The 16,024-nt window shown below is 38.1% G+C and carries 14 protein-coding genes; all 14 read right to left on the reverse strand.

Annotated features, from left to right (window positions below; translation table 11 throughout):
* Positions 1 to 4 precede the first annotated feature (4 nt).
* Positions 5 to 316 carry a YlxQ family RNA-binding protein gene (locus tag ACTT1L_RS05575; protein WP_001286523.1) on the reverse strand — a complete coding sequence of 104 codons (312 nt, stop codon included), beginning with the start codon at positions 314 to 316 and terminating at the stop codon, positions 5 to 7.
* On the reverse strand, positions 317 to 589 hold the full coding sequence (gene rnpM / locus ACTT1L_RS05580) for an RNase P modulator RnpM (RefSeq protein WP_000071128.1): 273 nt from the start codon (positions 587 to 589) through the stop codon (positions 317 to 319).
* Positions 590 to 600: 11 nt separating this feature from the next.
* Positions 601 to 1,707, reverse strand: coding sequence for a transcription termination factor NusA (nusA, locus tag ACTT1L_RS05585; protein WP_000102609.1), 1,107 nt, complete (start codon positions 1,705 to 1,707; stop codon positions 601 to 603).
* Positions 1,708 to 1,724: 17 nt separating this feature from the next.
* Positions 1,725 to 2,195 carry a ribosome maturation factor RimP gene (gene rimP, locus ACTT1L_RS05590; protein ID WP_000359097.1) on the reverse strand — a complete coding sequence of 157 codons (471 nt, stop codon included), beginning with the start codon at positions 2,193 to 2,195 and terminating at the stop codon, positions 1,725 to 1,727.
* A gap of 332 nt (positions 2,196 to 2,527) precedes the next feature.
* Positions 2,528 to 6,829 carry a PolC-type DNA polymerase III gene (locus ACTT1L_RS05595; RefSeq protein WP_000059980.1) on the reverse strand — a complete coding sequence of 1,434 codons (4,302 nt, stop codon included), beginning with the start codon at positions 6,827 to 6,829 and terminating at the stop codon, positions 2,528 to 2,530.
* A 124-nt stretch (positions 6,830 to 6,953) separates the two neighbouring features.
* Positions 6,954 to 8,654: a proline--tRNA ligase gene (locus ACTT1L_RS05600; RefSeq protein ID WP_000814314.1), complete on the reverse strand. Its 1,701-nt coding sequence runs from the start codon at positions 8,652 to 8,654 to the stop codon at positions 6,954 to 6,956.
* Between the two features lie 109 nt (positions 8,655 to 8,763).
* On the reverse strand, positions 8,764 to 10,020 hold the full coding sequence (rseP, locus tag ACTT1L_RS05605) for an RIP metalloprotease RseP (protein WP_001090249.1): 1,257 nt from the start codon (positions 10,018 to 10,020) through the stop codon (positions 8,764 to 8,766).
* A 16-nt stretch (positions 10,021 to 10,036) separates the two neighbouring features.
* The gene (gene dxr / locus ACTT1L_RS05610) at positions 10,037 to 11,179 is read right to left on the reverse strand and encodes a 1-deoxy-D-xylulose-5-phosphate reductoisomerase (RefSeq protein ID WP_061185434.1); all 1,143 of its coding nucleotides are present in this window, start codon (positions 11,177 to 11,179) and stop codon (positions 10,037 to 10,039) included.
* Positions 11,180 to 11,202: 23 nt separating this feature from the next.
* Positions 11,203 to 11,994, reverse strand: coding sequence for a phosphatidate cytidylyltransferase (gene cdsA / locus ACTT1L_RS05615; RefSeq protein WP_000813584.1), 792 nt, complete (start codon positions 11,992 to 11,994; stop codon positions 11,203 to 11,205).
* Between the two features lie 17 nt (positions 11,995 to 12,011).
* A complete protein-coding gene (gene uppS, locus ACTT1L_RS05620; protein WP_000971301.1) occupies positions 12,012 to 12,788 on the reverse strand; it encodes an isoprenyl transferase in 777 nt (258 codons plus the stop codon).
* 85 nt (positions 12,789 to 12,873) lie between these two features.
* Positions 12,874 to 13,431 carry a ribosome recycling factor gene (gene frr / locus ACTT1L_RS05625; RefSeq protein WP_000531500.1) on the reverse strand — a complete coding sequence of 186 codons (558 nt, stop codon included), beginning with the start codon at positions 13,429 to 13,431 and terminating at the stop codon, positions 12,874 to 12,876.
* A 2-nt stretch (positions 13,432 to 13,433) separates the two neighbouring features.
* On the reverse strand, positions 13,434 to 14,156 hold the full coding sequence (gene pyrH / locus ACTT1L_RS05630; protein ID WP_000042663.1) for a UMP kinase: 723 nt from the start codon (positions 14,154 to 14,156) through the stop codon (positions 13,434 to 13,436).
* Positions 14,157 to 14,222: 66 nt separating this feature from the next.
* A complete protein-coding gene (gene tsf / locus ACTT1L_RS05635) occupies positions 14,223 to 15,110 on the reverse strand; it encodes a translation elongation factor Ts (protein WP_001018580.1) in 888 nt (295 codons plus the stop codon).
* 103 nt (positions 15,111 to 15,213) lie between these two features.
* Positions 15,214 to 15,915 (reverse strand): 30S ribosomal protein S2, encoded by a 702-nt coding sequence (gene rpsB / locus ACTT1L_RS05640; RefSeq protein ID WP_000111483.1) that lies wholly within the window; start codon positions 15,913 to 15,915, stop codon positions 15,214 to 15,216.
* Positions 15,916 to 16,024: the final 109 nt, after the last annotated feature.

The following is a 16,024-nucleotide window of genomic DNA, read 5'->3' on the forward strand; positions in this document are numbered from 1 at the left end:
ACCTTCACCCCCGGTAATTTGTATCGAGCATGCTACGCAGCTTTTTCGCAAAGCCTTCATCTAACACAGCTACAACGACTCGCTCATCTCTCCCAATCGCATGCCCTAATTGTTGTCGATTTTCGACCTTTCTCATTGGTACGTTGTAGTACGTCGTTTTATCCGTGATACGCTTTGTAGTATTTACTGACGCATCCTCAGATAGCAACACAAGTTTTGCCTTGCCACTTCGTACTTCCTTTAAAACGAGTTCTTCACCCGAAATAATTTTTCGAGCCCGGTTTGCTAGTCCTAAAAACGATTTCCAATCGGACACTTATTTCGACTCCTTCTCAACAAGCTCAAGAAGTTCTTCATAAAGAGAACTGTCGATTTTCGCTTTTAGATGATGTTCCAAAACATTTTTCTTTTGAGCTTGAAGAATGCTTTCTTTATCTTTTGATAAATAAGCACCTCGTCCTGATTTCTTTCCAGTTAAATCAATAGACACTTCTCCCTCTTTGGAACGAACAATGCGAACGAGCTCTCGTTTTGATTTCATTTCTTGCGTTGCAACACATTTTCGTAACGGAACTTTTCGATTGCTCATACTCATCACCTCTATTCGATTTCGTCTTCAACAGAATCGAATCCGAATGCGACTACGCTATCTTCTTCTGTTACAATACCAAGTTGTTTCGCATCAGACTCACTCTTAATATCAATTTTCCAACCTGTTAATTTAGCTGCAAGACGTGCATTTTGTCCACGTTTACCGATAGCTAATGACAGTTGGTGGTCTGGAACAACAACTGTTGTTGCTTTTTCTTCTTCATCTACAAGTACTTTCACAACTTGTGATGGGCTTAAAGCATTGGCAACATATTCTACTGGATCATTTGACCAGCGAACGATGTCAATCTTTTCACCTTTTAGTTCGTCTACAATGCGTTGTACACGTTGTCCTTTCGGTCCTACACAAGAACCTACTGGATCTACATCAATGTTCTCTGCATGTACAGAGATTTTAGAACGATCTCCTGCCTCACGTGCTACAGAACGAATTTCAACCGTTCCATCATAGATTTCAGGAACTTCCATTTCGAATAAACGTTTTAAAAGACCAGGATGTGTACGTGATACGTAAATTTGTGGTCCTTTTGTTGTTTTTTCTACTTTCGTAATGAATACGCGAATACGATCATGTGGTTTGTATTGTTCGTTTGGCATTTGCTCACTTACAGGTAATAAAGCTTCTACTTTTCCTAAGCTTACATAGATGAAACGAGCATCTTGACGTTGTACGATACCAACCATGATATCTTCTTCACGGTCACTAAACTCAGAGTAAATAACACCACGCTCAGCTTCACGCACTCGTTGTGTTACAACTTGTTTTGCAGTTTGTGCTGCAATACGACCGAAATCTTTTGGTGTTACTTCAATTTCTAGTACGTCACCATCTTGATAGTTTGGATTAATTTGTCTTGCTTCTTCAACAGAAATTTCAAGACGTGGATCAAACACATTATCAACAACGTCTTTACGTGCTAAAACTTGGATTGTTCCCACTTGTGGGTTAAAGCTCACACGAACGTTTTGTGCTTGGTTAAAATTGCGTTTATAAGCAGAGATTAACGCTGCTTCAATCGCATCAATAATAATATCTTTGCTAATTCCTTTTTCTGACTCTAATACGAGCAAGGCATCTAACAACTCAGTGCTCATGAAGATCCCCCTTCTAACTAAAACGTAACAGCAAGTCGCGCATTTGCAACTTTGTCCATTGGAATTTGGATTTCTTTTTTACGTGTTTTAATTGTTAATAATAGTGTAATTGTAGTACCATCGTAGGAAAGCATTTTTCCTTCAAACATCTTTTCACCATCAATCGGCTCATATGTTTTAATTGCCACTTGTTTTCCTACCGCTTGCTGGAAGTCTTTCTCTTTCTTTAATGGACGTTCTGCTCCAGGAGATGACACATCCAAAAAGTAAAGATGAGGAATTGGATCCTCTTTATCTAAAGCTTCGCTTAAACGTTCACTCACCGCACCGCATTCTTCAATGTCGACTCCCTTTTCAGAATCGATGAATACGCGTAAGAACCAGTCTTGTCCTTCTTTCACATACTCTACATCTACAAGTTCAAGATTTAACTCTTCAACAATTGGCTGCGCAAATGCTTCTACAACTTCTGTGACTTTCTTATCCATAAACAGCCTCCTTCCTGCCGCCATGTACCATTCACAAGAAAAGACCCCGTCCATAGAACGGTCTATCTTATTCTTTCTCGTTAGCTAACAAAAGCCCCTGCCGTTAAGCAGGGAATATCTGTCTTAGTATTACCAAATTTAAGAAGTAAAACTTGTAACAAAATATGTATATACGACAGAAATTTCTTACCTCTCCACATCAATAAAATGTAGATAGTAACACGAAAGAGTGGGTTTCCCCACTCTTCTTTTCACACAATATACATGACATGGTTATCTCGGTTAATAGTATACCATACCAAATGTTGATTTGCAAAGACTTTTCCTACCTATCAGAACAGCGATAACTGGTTTTGATCCGGCAAATCACCTAAACAACCTTGACTATCTAAATACTCAATAATTGTTTTCGAAACCTTACTACGCTGCTGCAAGTCTTCTTTTGATAAGAATTCTCCATTTTTGCGTGCTTCCACAATACTTAAAGCTGCGTTTGTACCAAGACCAGGCACCGCATTAAATGGAGGGATTAATGAGTCTCCATCAATAATAAAGTCTGTTGCATGTGAGCGATATAAATCCACCTTTTGGAATGAGTATCCACGCTCACACATTTCAAGTGTCATTTCTAGTACAGTCAATAAACTCTTCTCTTTCGGTGCTGCATCTAAACCTTTTTGCGCAATTTCATCAATTCTTGCACGTATAGATGCTGAACCTTTTGCCATCGCTTCTACGTCAAAGTCATCTGCACGAACCGTAAAGTATGCCGCATAGAATAAAAGCGCGAAATGTACTTTAAAGTATGCGATACGCACAGCCATAAGTACGTAAGCAGCCGCATGGGCTTTCGGGAACATGTACTTAATCTTCTTACATGAATCAATATACCAACCTGGTACATTATTACTTTTCATGTCCTCTTCCCATTCTTCTGGTACACCTTTACCTTTACGTACTGACTCCATGATTTTGAAGGCTAATGATGGGTCTAAACCTTGATAGATTAAATATACCATGATGTCATCACGACAACCGATAACTTCACTCAGCGTACATGTACCGTTATAAATTAACTCGTTTGCATTACCAAGCCATACGTCCGTACCATGTGATAACCCAGAAATTTGGACTAACTCTGAGAACGTCGTCGGTTTCGTCTCTTCTAACATCTGTCTTACGAATTTCGTACCAAACTCTGGTATACCAAGTGTACCTGTTTTACAGTTAATTTGTTCCTCCGTTACGCCTAACGATTCTGGCCCTGAGAAAATTTTCATTACTTCTGGATCGTCCGTTGGGATTGTTTTTGGATCAATACCACTTAAATCTTGTAACATACGAATAACTGTCGGATCATCGTGTCCTAGTATATCAAGCTTCAGTAAATTATCATGAATAGAGTGGAAGTCAAAGTGTGTTGTTCTCCACTCAGCACCTATTGAATCTGCTGGATACTGTATTGGTGAGAAATCAAAAATGTCCATATAATCTGGCACAACGATAATACCACCTGGATGCTGCCCTGTTGTACGTTTTACACCGGTACATCCTGCTACTAAGCGGTCAATTTCTGCATTTCGAATTGTTAAGTTATGATCATTTGCATAACCTTTTACATATCCATAAGCAGTTTTTTCCGCAACTGTACCAATCGTTCCTGCACGATATACATAATCTTCACCGAATAGTACTTTCGTATAGTTATGGGCACGTGGTTGGTATTCCCCGGAGAAATTCAAATCGATATCGGGTACCTTATCTCCTTTAAATCCAAGGAACGTTTCGAACGGAATGTCATGTCCATCTTTTACATATGGAATATTACAAGTTGGACATTCTTTATCCGGTAAGTCAAAACCAGAACCTACAGAACCATCATTAAAGAATTCTGATTGCTTACATTTCGGACATACATAGTGTGGTGGTAATGGATTTACTTCTGTAATTTCCATCATCGTTGCAACGAATGATGAACCTACCGATCCACGCGAACCTACTAGATATCCGTCTACTAACGATTTTTTCACAAGCTTATGTGAAATTAAATAAATTACGGCGAATCCATGCCCGATGATACTTTTTAATTCTTTTTCTAAACGAGCTTCTACAATTTCAGGTAACTCTTCACCATAAATGCTACGCGCCATTTTATAACTCATATCACGCGTTTCATCATCTGCACCTTCAATTTTCGGTGTATATAGATCATCTTTTACTGGATGAACATCACCAATTAATGATGCAATCTTTTGTGTATTCGTTACGACAATTTCTTTCGCTACATCTTCACCTAAAAATGAGAAACACTCTAACATTTCATCCGTTGTACGGAAATGTACAGGTGGTAATGAATGTCGGTTTAACGGATTCGCTCCACCCTGTGAACTTACTAAAATTTTACGATACATTGCATCTTCTGGATTTAAGTAATGCACGTTTCCTGTAGCCACAACTGGTTTATCTAACGTCTCACCTAGTTTTACTAAGTTAGAAATAATTGTTTTTAATTGTCCCTCATCTCGAACGAGTTCACGCTCTACTAAATGACGTAACACTTCTGGTGGCATTACTTCAATGTAATCGTAGAACTGCGCAATTTCTTCTACCTCTTCAGGAGCTTTTTGCATCATCGCCTCAAACACTTCACCTTTATCACAAGCCGTTCCTACTAAAATACCTTCACGATACTTTTTTAATAGTGATCTTGGTACTCGTGGTACACGGTAAAAGTAATTTAAATGAGAATATGAAACAAGTTTATATAAATTTTTCAATCCAACATCCGATGTAGCAAGTAATGTCATATGACTTGGACGCCCGCGCTTATATGCATCCCCTTGTCCCATACTATCGTTTAATTGATCGTGATATTCAAAACCTTTTTCAATTACATCTTTTAACATTTTCACTAGTAAGTATCCCGTTGCTTCTGTATCATAAATTGCACGGTGATGCTGAGTTAATTCAATGTCCATCTTTTTACACAACGTATTTAAACGGTGATTTTTCATTTCTGGGAATAAGAATCGTGCAAGCTCTAACGTATCTATTACTGGATTTTTTGTTTTTTCTAAACCAGCTTTTTTAAATCCTACGTTAATAAAGCCCATATCGAAGCTTGCGTTATGAGCAACAAGTGTATGGTCGCCCATCCATTCTTCAAACTTTTTAAACACTTCGTCCACTTCTGGTGCGTCGGTTAACATATCATCTGTAATACCTGTTAATTCAATGATCGTTGCCGATAATGGTTGATGCGGATTTGCAAAAGATTCAAAGCGGTCAATAATTTCGCCGCCTTTTACTTTTACAGCAGCTAACTCAATAACTGTATCATATACAGCTGATAAACCTGTCGTCTCAACGTCGAAAACAACATACGTTTCCTCTGCAAGTAAACGATGCGCTTCGTTATACGCTATTGGTACACCGTCATTCACTAAGTTTGCTTCCACACCATATATAACTTTAATTCCAGCTTTTTTCCCAGCTGAATATGCTTCTGGGAATGACTGTGCAACAGCATGGTCTGTAATGGCAATAGCCTCATGCCCCCATTTACCAGCTTGAGCAACAAGCTTAGAAACTGGAGTAACAGCATCCATTTGACTCATTGGCGTGTGAAGATGGAGCTCTACTCGTTTTTCACCTTCTGGTGCTTTATCTTTACGAGACGGTCCTGTTATTTCATTAATATCATTTGCAATCATTACTAAATCTCGAACAAATGTATCATTTTGAACAGAACCACGAGCCTTCACCCACATTCCTTTTTTCAAGGATTGTAGCATTGGAATATCTTCTTTATCACGTGAGAACATTTTGATCATAATCGAATCTGTATAATCCGTTATTTTTAAAGTTAATAACGTACGTCCACTACGAAGCTCTTTCGTTTCCACATGGAAGACATATCCTTGAACTGTTTTTCTTCTTTCTTCATCTTGAATTTCTCGCATTGGTGTAATCTCTTCATCTGGCTTAATAAGATACCCGAGTGTGATCGGCCCTTCATGCACAACGCTGCTTTCTTCAGCTTGCTTCTTCGCCATTTCTTCCATAGCTTGTATAACACGCTCGCGGTCTTCTTGCTGCGTTTGCTCACGAAACTTTTGCATTTCTTCTGTATTTTGCTGTATATGTGTGTCTAACTGGAAACGCGGGAATCCAAAAGCCTCGTATTGATCCCCTACTGGTTTCGCAACGTTTTTCTTTAAAGCAGTAGATTCCAGCTCATTATTCACATTTATAAGTAACTTCACTCCATTGACCTGCGGAAGCTGCTTCTTTAAATAAGCAAACATAGGTGAAAATGTAATTCGTTCCGTACAAAGTGGCCAATACGCCCTCACTTCTTCTTCAGTAAATTGTTTGTTCTCTGTTTCTAATGCAAATGTTGTTCTTGCAATATGAGAAAATGATTGCTTAAGCTTTGTTTCTAGCAATTCATATAATTCTGTAGGCAAAATACGTGGCACTTGTAAATTAAAATGCCAACTTTTATTCGCTTTATCGATAACGAGCCTTTCAATACCACCGCCTTGTAAATATTGATTTATAAGGTCGTCTGGTATTTGCAACTGCTGGAGCAAAATTTGAAATCGCTCTTTTTGTTCATTTGTTAAAGACATAAGCACTCTCCTTCCATTTGCTATTATAAATTGAAACGTACTACAAAGAAAGATTTCTCCCTTCTTCTTTTACAAAATACGTTTACAAAGAAAGAGAAGGTACCTCATTACGAGGTACCTCTTCCTATTTTAAAATATTAGCAATATATGTTTGAAGTTCTTCTACTTTTACTTCTTCAGACTCACCTGTAGCACGTACTTTCACTTCTACAATACCTTCGTCTGCTTTTTTACCAACTGTCACGCGAACTGGAAGGCCGAATAAATCAGCATCAGCAAATTTAACACCTGCACGTTCTGCACGATCATCTAGTAATACTTCATATCCTTGCTCTTGTAATGAGTTGTAGATGTTTTCACCCATTTCACGTTGTGCATCAGACTTCATATTCACTGGAATTACATGCACATGGAACGGTGCAACAGCTTTTGGCCAAACTAAACCGTTCTCATCATTAAACTGCTCTGCAATTGCTGCCACTGTACGAGACACACCAATGCCGTAACAACCCATAATAAGTGGTTGTGTTTTTCCGTTTTCATCTAGGAATGTTGCGTTCATTGCTTCACTATAACGAGTTCCTAATTTAAATACATGACCAACTTCAATTCCGCGTGCGAAAAGAATTGTTCCGTTTCCGTCTGGAGATTGGTCTCCTTCTTGAATGAATCGTAAATCCGTATATTGACTTACTTTAAAGTCACGTTCTGGATTTACATTTACATAATGGAATCCTTCTTCGTTCGCTCCTGAACATCCGTTGACAATTGATGCTACAGCGTGATCAGCAATAATTTCGATATCACCTGTTACACCAATTGGACCTAATGAACCAACTTCACAATTTAATAATTCTTTTACTTCTTCATGAGAGGCAAGCTCAACAACGGAAGCACCGTATACATTTTTCACTTTTACATCGTTTACTTCATGATCACCACGAACAAGTACCACTACTAATTTCTCATCTACTTTAAATACCATAGACTTAATGCACTTTTCAGCTTCGATGTTTAAGAATGCAGATACTTCTTCAATTGCTTTTTGGTCTGGTGTTGCTACTTTTTCAAGCTCTTTTTCTGCTTCGTCACTCTTCGTATACGTAGCTACAACAGGAGCCATTTCGATGTTCGCTGCATAATCAGATGTATCAGAGTATGCAATTGTATCTTCACCAACATCAGATAATACCATAAATTCATGTGTATCTTTTCCACCCATTGCTCCAGAATCAGCAATAACCGCACGGAAATTCAAGCCACAACGAGCAAAAATGTTAGAGTATGCTTTGTATAAGCGATCGTACACTTCATCTAAGCTCTCTTGCGTAGCATGGAAAGAGTATGCATCTTTCATTAGAAACTCTCTTCCACGTAATAAACCGAAACGAGGTCTTTGTTCATCACGGAATTTTGTTTGAATTTGATATAATGTTAACGGTAATTTTTTATACGATTTCACTTCATCACGTACAAGATCCGTAATTACTTCTTCATGTGTCGCTCCTAATGCAAATTCACGAGCGTTACGATCTTTCATACGCATTAATTCAGATCCGTAAGAATACCAACGACCTGACTCTTGCCATAATTCTGCAGCTTGCATCGCTGGCATTAATAATTCTACAGCACCTGCGCGCTCCATCTCTTCTCGAACGATACGTTCTACTTTGTGTAGTACTTTTAATCCAAATGGTAGAAAACTATAAATACCAGAAGCATTTTGACGCATAAAACCTGCACGAAGTAATAACTGATGACTCTTAATCTCCGCATCAGCTGGAACTTCACGTAATGTAGGACTAAATACCATACTTTGTTTCATTTATTCGCACCTCTTCATTTTACTCTTACACGCAGGAAAACCCCTCACCTCGAGTTAGGTGAGGGATTTTATTCTACGAGCTCTATTTCATTATAAGTTTCACTTTATTTTACAAGAAAAACTTACGAATGTCATTCCAAGTTACAACTAACATAAGTAACATTAATAATGCAAAACCAATAAAGTGAACCATTCCTTCTTTTTGACGGTCAATTGGTTTCCCGCGTAACGCTTCAATTAAGAAGAAGAACAAACGTCCACCGTCTAAAGCAGGAACTGGTAGTAAATTAAATAAACCAAGGTTAATACTTAAAACGGCTGCTAAATTTAATACACGCGTAAATCCATAATCTACCACTTGATCTGTAAGATTATAAATTCCTACTGGACCTGACAACTCATTAATAGAGAATTGACCCGTTACTAATTTCACAAGAGATTCAAAAATTAGTTTCGTCCAATAATATGTTTGTTCAAAACCTGATTTAATCGAACCCATTACTGTTTTCTCTACTGGAGTGTAAACACCAATTCTACCAATTTCTTCTTTACCTTCTTTATCAAGCGTTGGCGTTACTTTCACATTAAACTGTTCACTATCACGCTTTACTTGTAACGTAAGTTCTTTATTCGGGTTTTCACGTACAATGGTAACAACATCTTTCCATGTACTTGTGTTTTTCCCATCAATAGCTTGAATTGTATCATTTTCTTTTAATCCAGCTTGCTCTGCTGCACTATTCTCCATCACTTTTCCGACCATTGGTTTGTCAACAGGAACACCTTGTACAAATCCAAGAATCACAAAAATAACAAATGCTAAAATGAAGTTCATTGCAGGACCCGCAAAGATCGTTAAAGCACGTTGACCTAATTTCTTAGAGCCAAACTGTCTATTATACGGAGCAATTTGAATTTCTTCACCAGCAGTAATAATACGGGCCTTTTCATTCACTCGGAATGTTTGCAGCTCTTCCTCGTACTCTTCATAACCCGAAATTGTTAAATTATGCTCTAAATCAGATTGTTCGACTTCAATAACGCGAACATTTGGATACTTTTCATATCCATCAAAAACTAATTTTACAACTTCGTCTTTTTCGTTTAATACAAGTCCAACCTTTTTCCCAGGCTTTAACTCAACTGTATCTGCATCCTCGCCAGCCATTCTTACATAGCCGCCAAGGGGCAGTAATCGAATCGTATACACCGTTTCATTCTTTTCAAATGAGAATATTTTCGGACCAAAACCAATCGCAAACTCACGGCATAAAATACCTGCTCGTTTTGCGAAATATAGATGCCCTAGCTCATGGAAAAATACGAGTGCACCGAAAATTAATATAAAGGCAATCGCTGTATTCAATTCCATACCACCTTTGCTAAATTTGTTCCATCACAAACCGTCTTGTGGCTGCATCAATTTCCAGAATTTCCTCTAAGCTTGGACGTGCAATGACATTGTGATGGTTCATTGCTTTTTCAATGAGGTCTTCCACTGTCAAGAAACCAATTCTCTTTTGTAAAAAAGCTTCAACAGCTACTTCATTCGCTGCATTCATTACAGCTGGCATACTTCCACCTGTTTTTCCAGCTTCATACGCAAAGCGCAAGCAACGGAAACGTTCTTGATTCATTTTCTCAAAATGCAATGTACCCATTTCCCATAAATTTAACTGCTTTGTGTCTGAAAGAGGTAATCGATCAGGATATGTAAGTGCGTATTGAATTGGCACTCGCATATCAGGTGAGCCAAGCTGTGCCATCACACTACGATCTTCAAATTCAACCATAGAATGAATAATACTTTCTTTATGTAAAACAACATCGATTTGCTCATAAGGGATACCGAAAAGCCAATGTGCTTCAATTACTTCTAGCCCCTTATTCATCATTGTAGCAGAATCAATTGTAATTTTCGAACCCATTGACCAGTTTGGATGTCGAAGCGCATCTTCTACGGTCACATGATGCAATTCATCTCTCGTTTTATCACGGAAACTTCCACCAGAAGCCGTTATAATTAGTCGAGAAATTCTTTTTTCATTTTCACCATTCAAGCATTGAAAAATAGCTGAATGTTCACTGTCTACTGGAAGTAACGAAACATTATGTCTTCGCGCTGCTTCCATTACAAGATGCCCTGCAGTTACTAACGTTTCTTTGTTTGCAATTCCAATTGTTTTTTTCGCCTCAATTGCACGAAGTGTCGGTAACAACCCTACGCTACCTACAACAGCATTTACTACAATCTCCGCATCTGGATGTAATGCTACTTCTAAAAGTCCTTCACTACCATATACAATTTTTGTATTACCAGAGACAGCTTGTAATTTTAAAACATCTTCCTCTCTTTGCACAGAGACAATTTGCGGAGAAAATTCTTGAATGACTTTTACTGCATAGTCAATATTTTTCCCTACAGAAAAAGCAACGAGACGGAATTGGTCTGGGTGCGAGCGTAATACATCTAAAGTTTGTGTACCAATTGATCCGCTTGCACCTAATAAACTAATGTTTTTCATGACTCCAACCCCTCGTTCATTTATTAATTGTATTGTAATAAGAAGTAGAGAATTGGTAAAACGAATAACCAACTATCTGTTCGATCTAATATACCACCATGTCCAGGTAAAATTGTACCTGAATCTTTTACGCCATAATGACGTTTAAATGCAGATTGTACTAAATCACCAATTTGTCCAAAAATAGAAATGATAATTGTCAGCACAATTAAAATTACTACATTCGATTCCACTGGGAAGAACATGTTGTAAACAAGCGCCACAATAATTCCACAAACGATGCCGCCTAATGAACCTTCAATCGTTTTATTTGGACTAATTTCTGGCCATAATTTTCTTTTTCCTAATGCTTTTCCTACGAAATATGCACCTGAATCAGTAGCCCATATAACAAATAATGCGCAAAACACATATTTAATTCCTAAAATTCTCGTTTCATTCAAATATAAGAATCCCATTGCAACATATGTTGTCGCCATTAGTAAAAATGAAGCATTATCAAAAGTAAATGTATTCTTAGAAAGGACTGTATATGATAAAAGTAATAGAACAATCACAAATGTGATTTCTAATTTACCTAATCCAATCCAAGTAAACAGTTCTGATGCACTACTTGGAATTAAAATAATCCATAATAATACTGCAGCTAAAACTGTTGGTACTGAAATAAGCGTAAGCTTATTCATACGAATTAATTCATATAAACCTATAGAAGCAAGTGCATACACTAAAACCGTAAAAGGCACGCCACCGTAAATTACGATGGGAATGAATAGCGCGGCAGCAACCACTCCAGTAATAATTCTCTGTTTCACTACCAAACCCTCTCTTTCTACACGCCTCCGAATCTGCGCCCTCTATGCTGAAAGTCTGTAATCGCATTTAGCAAATGTTCCTCGGTAAAATCTGGCCAATACACATCTGTAAACCAAAATTCCGAATATGCAATTTGCCATAACATGAAATTACTAATACGTAGCTCTCCGCTCGTACGGATTAACAATTCTGGGTCAGGTAAAGAACTCGTCATTAGGTAGGAAGAAAGCATTTCTTCGCTTACATCTTCAACACGAACTTTTCCTTCCTCACTATCTTTCATCATATGTTGCACAGCAGAAACGATTTCATCTCGACTTCCATAGTTTAACGCGAAATTCAGAATTAATCCCGTATTCTCTTTCGTCTCTTCCATGGCCTTCTCCATCGCTCTGCGTGTATGCGTAGGAAGACGATCTTGTTGCCCTATTACACGGACTTGTACGTTCTCTTCAATCAATTCTGGTAAAAATGTACCTAAAAATTCTTCTGGAAGCTTCATTAAATAATCAACTTCCTTTTTTGGTCTTTTCCAGTTCTCAGTTGAAAAAGCATAAAGAGTTAATACTTTCACATTAAGTTTGCTTGCAAATTTTGTGATTTTCTTTACAACTTGCATGCCTTCATGATGTCCCGCAATACGAGGCATCGCTCTCCTCTTTGCCCACCTTCCATTACCATCCATAATAATGGCAATATGTTCTGGGATGTATCCTTTTTTCACTTCTTCAACGAGATGATCAAACGATGTGTCCTTTTTACCTTTAAAAAAAGGAAAGTTTTTAAACATCATTCATACCCTCCAACAAGCAGACGTATGCCTAAAAGTGTAAAAAGACCCCCTTAAGAAGAGGGTCATATTTGCGAAAGTATCGCTATTACACTTCCATGATTTCTTTTTCTTTGTTTTTTGCGATTTCGTCAACTTTTGCAATATATTTATCTGTTTCTTTTTGGATATCTTCAGTATATCCTCTTAAATCGTCTTCTGTAATCTCGCCAGCTTTTTCAAGCTTCTTAAGATCATCGTTACCGTCACGACGTACGTTACGAACAGCAACTTTTGCTTCTTCAGCATATTTTTTCACAACTTTTACAAGATCACGACGACGCTCTTCTGTTAATGCAGGGAATGCAATACGAATTACAGTTCCATCATTAGAAGGGTTTAAGCCTAAATCTGCTTTTAAAATTGCTTTTTCGATATCACCGATAGAAGTTTTATCATACGGTTGAATTACAAGTAAACGTGCTTCTGGAACTGTAATGTTCGCTAATTGCACAACTGGTGTTGGTGCACCATAGTAATCAACTTGTACTTTATCTAATACAGACGCGTTTGCACGACCAGCGCGAACTGTTGCTAATTCGCGTGAATAAGCAGCAACCGCTTTTTCCATTTTTTCATTTGCAGACTTCAATACTTGTTGTCCCATATTTATTTCCCCCTTACAACTGTTCCGATATTTTCGCCTAACACGGCACGTTTAATATTCCCTTTTTCCATAACTGAGAATACAATTAATGGAATATCATTATCCATACATAGAGAAGAAGCTGTAGAATCCATTACACCTAAACCTTCTTTTAATACATCTAAGTAAGTAAGTGTTTCGTATTTCGTAGCTGTTGGGTCAATAGATGGATCTGCATTATATACGCCATCCACATTGTTTTTCGCCATTAAAATTACGTCAGCTTCAATTTCCGCTGCACGTAATGCTGCCGTTGTATCTGTAGAGAAGTATGGGTTACCAGTACCTGCTGCAAAGATAACAACACGTTTTTTCTCTAAGTGACGAACTGCTTTACGACGAATGTAAGGCTCTGCCACTTGACGCATTTCAATTGAAGTTTGTACGCGAGTTTGAATTCCGATGTTCTCCAAGCTATCTTGAAGAGCTAATGAATTCATAACTGTCGCTAACATGCCCATGTAATCCGCTCCTGCACGATCCATGCCCATCTCACTTCCAATTTTTCCACGCCAAATGTTACCGCCGCCAACAACAACAGCAACCTCTACATCTAGTTCTGCAATTTCTTTCACTTGTTCCGCAACTGACTTAATAACAGCTGGGTTGATTCCAAATCCTTGCTCGCCAGCTAAAGCTTCTCCACTCAGCTTTAAAACGACACGATTATATTTCGGTTTACTCATAATGAACCTCCAATTGCTTACATCTTTATTTTAAAAAAGGGAACACAATGTGTTCCCTAATCTGTATTAGTTACTACCTTTTACTTGGTTCATTACTTCTTCAGCAAAGTTGTCTTCGCGTTTTTCGATACCTTCACCAACAGCGTAGCGAACGAATCCTTTTAATGTTGCGCCTTTAGACTCAACGAATTGACGAACTTTCATATCAGGGTTTTTAACGAATGCTTGGTCAAGTAAGCAAATCTCTTCGAAGAATTTGCCTAGACGGCCTTCAACCATTTTTGCAACGATTTTTTCAGGCTTGCCTTCGTTTAATGCTTGTTGTGTTAATACTTGACGCTCATGCTCAACTTCTTCAGCTGTTACAGCATCACGATCGATGTATTTTGGGTTAACTGCAGCGATGTGCATTGCTACGTCTTTAGCAGCCGCTTCATCAGTAGAACCTTCAAGAACTGTTAGAACACCAATGCGTCCACCCATGTGTAGGTAAGCACCGAATGCATCTGCATCAGTTTTTGATACGATTTCGAAACGACGAAGTGTAAGCTTTTCACCAATTTTAGCGATTGCTTCGTTGATGTGCTCTTCAACTTTTTTACCGTTTTCCATTGTTTGAGCCATAGCTTCTTCAACGTTAGCAGGCTTCTTAGCTAATAGGTGAGCAGCTAATTCTTTAATTAATGTTTGGAAACCTTCGTTTTTCGCAACGAAATCAGTTTCAGAGTTTAATTCTAAGATTAAACCGTCGTTACCGTTTGTTTCGATGAAAGTTAAACCTTCAGCAGCGATGCGGTCTGCTTTTTTAGCAGCTTTCGCGATACCTTTTTCACGTAAGAAGTCAATTGCCTTCTCCATGTCGCCGTTAGTTTCTGTTAAAGCTTTTTTGCAGTCCATCATACCTGCGCCAGTTTTTTCACGTAATTCTTTTACCATTTGTGCAGTGATTGCCATACTTTTCATCCTCCTAAAATATGTATTTATACCTTTTATAAAGGTGTTTATACCTTAAAAAAGGTGATAAAAGGCCGAACCCCTTATCACCTTTCCAACTTTGTTACGCAGTAACAGTTTCTTCACCTTGTTTTGCTTCAAGGATCGCGTCTGCCATTTTAGATGTAAGAAGTTTTACAGCACGAATTGCATCATCGTTCGCTGGGATAACGTGATCGATTTCGTCTGGATCACAGTTTGTATCAACGATACCGATGATTGGAATGTGTAATTTGCGTGCTTCAGCAACTGCAATACGCTCTTTACGAGGGTCTACTACGAATAATGCACTTGGAAGACCTTTCATATCTTTAATACCGCCTAAGAATTTCTCAAGACGCTCTAACTCTTTTTTAAGTTGAACAACTTCTTTCTTAGGTAGTACTTCGAAAGTACCATCTTCTTGCATTCTTTCGATGTCTTTAAGACGCTTGATACGCTTTTGGATTGTTTGGAAGTTAGTTAAAGTTCCACCTAACCAACGTTGGTTAACGAAGTACATACCAGCACGAGTTGCTTCTTCTTTAATAGCTTCTTGTGCTTGTTTTTTAGTACCTACGAATAAGATGTCTCCGCCTTCAGCAGCGATGTCACGCATAACTTTGAAAGCTTCCTCAACTTTTTTCACAGTTTTTTGTAAGTCGATGATGTAGATACCGTTACGCTCTGTGAAAATGTAACGCTTCATTTTTGGGTTCCAACGACGAGTTTGATGTCCGAAATGAACACCAGCTTCAAGCAATTGCTTCATAGAAATTACTGACATAATATAGTTCCTCCTAAATGGTTTTTGATATCCTCCGTTTACTTCATCTCTAAGCGAAACTACAAACGTAGCACCAACACTTAAATCAGTAAACGTGTGTACTTTGTAC

This window comes from Bacillus sp. FH, from assembly GCF_052216825.1.
Classification (GTDB): Bacteria; Bacillota; Bacilli; order Bacillales; family Bacillaceae_G; genus Bacillus_A; species Bacillus_A paranthracis.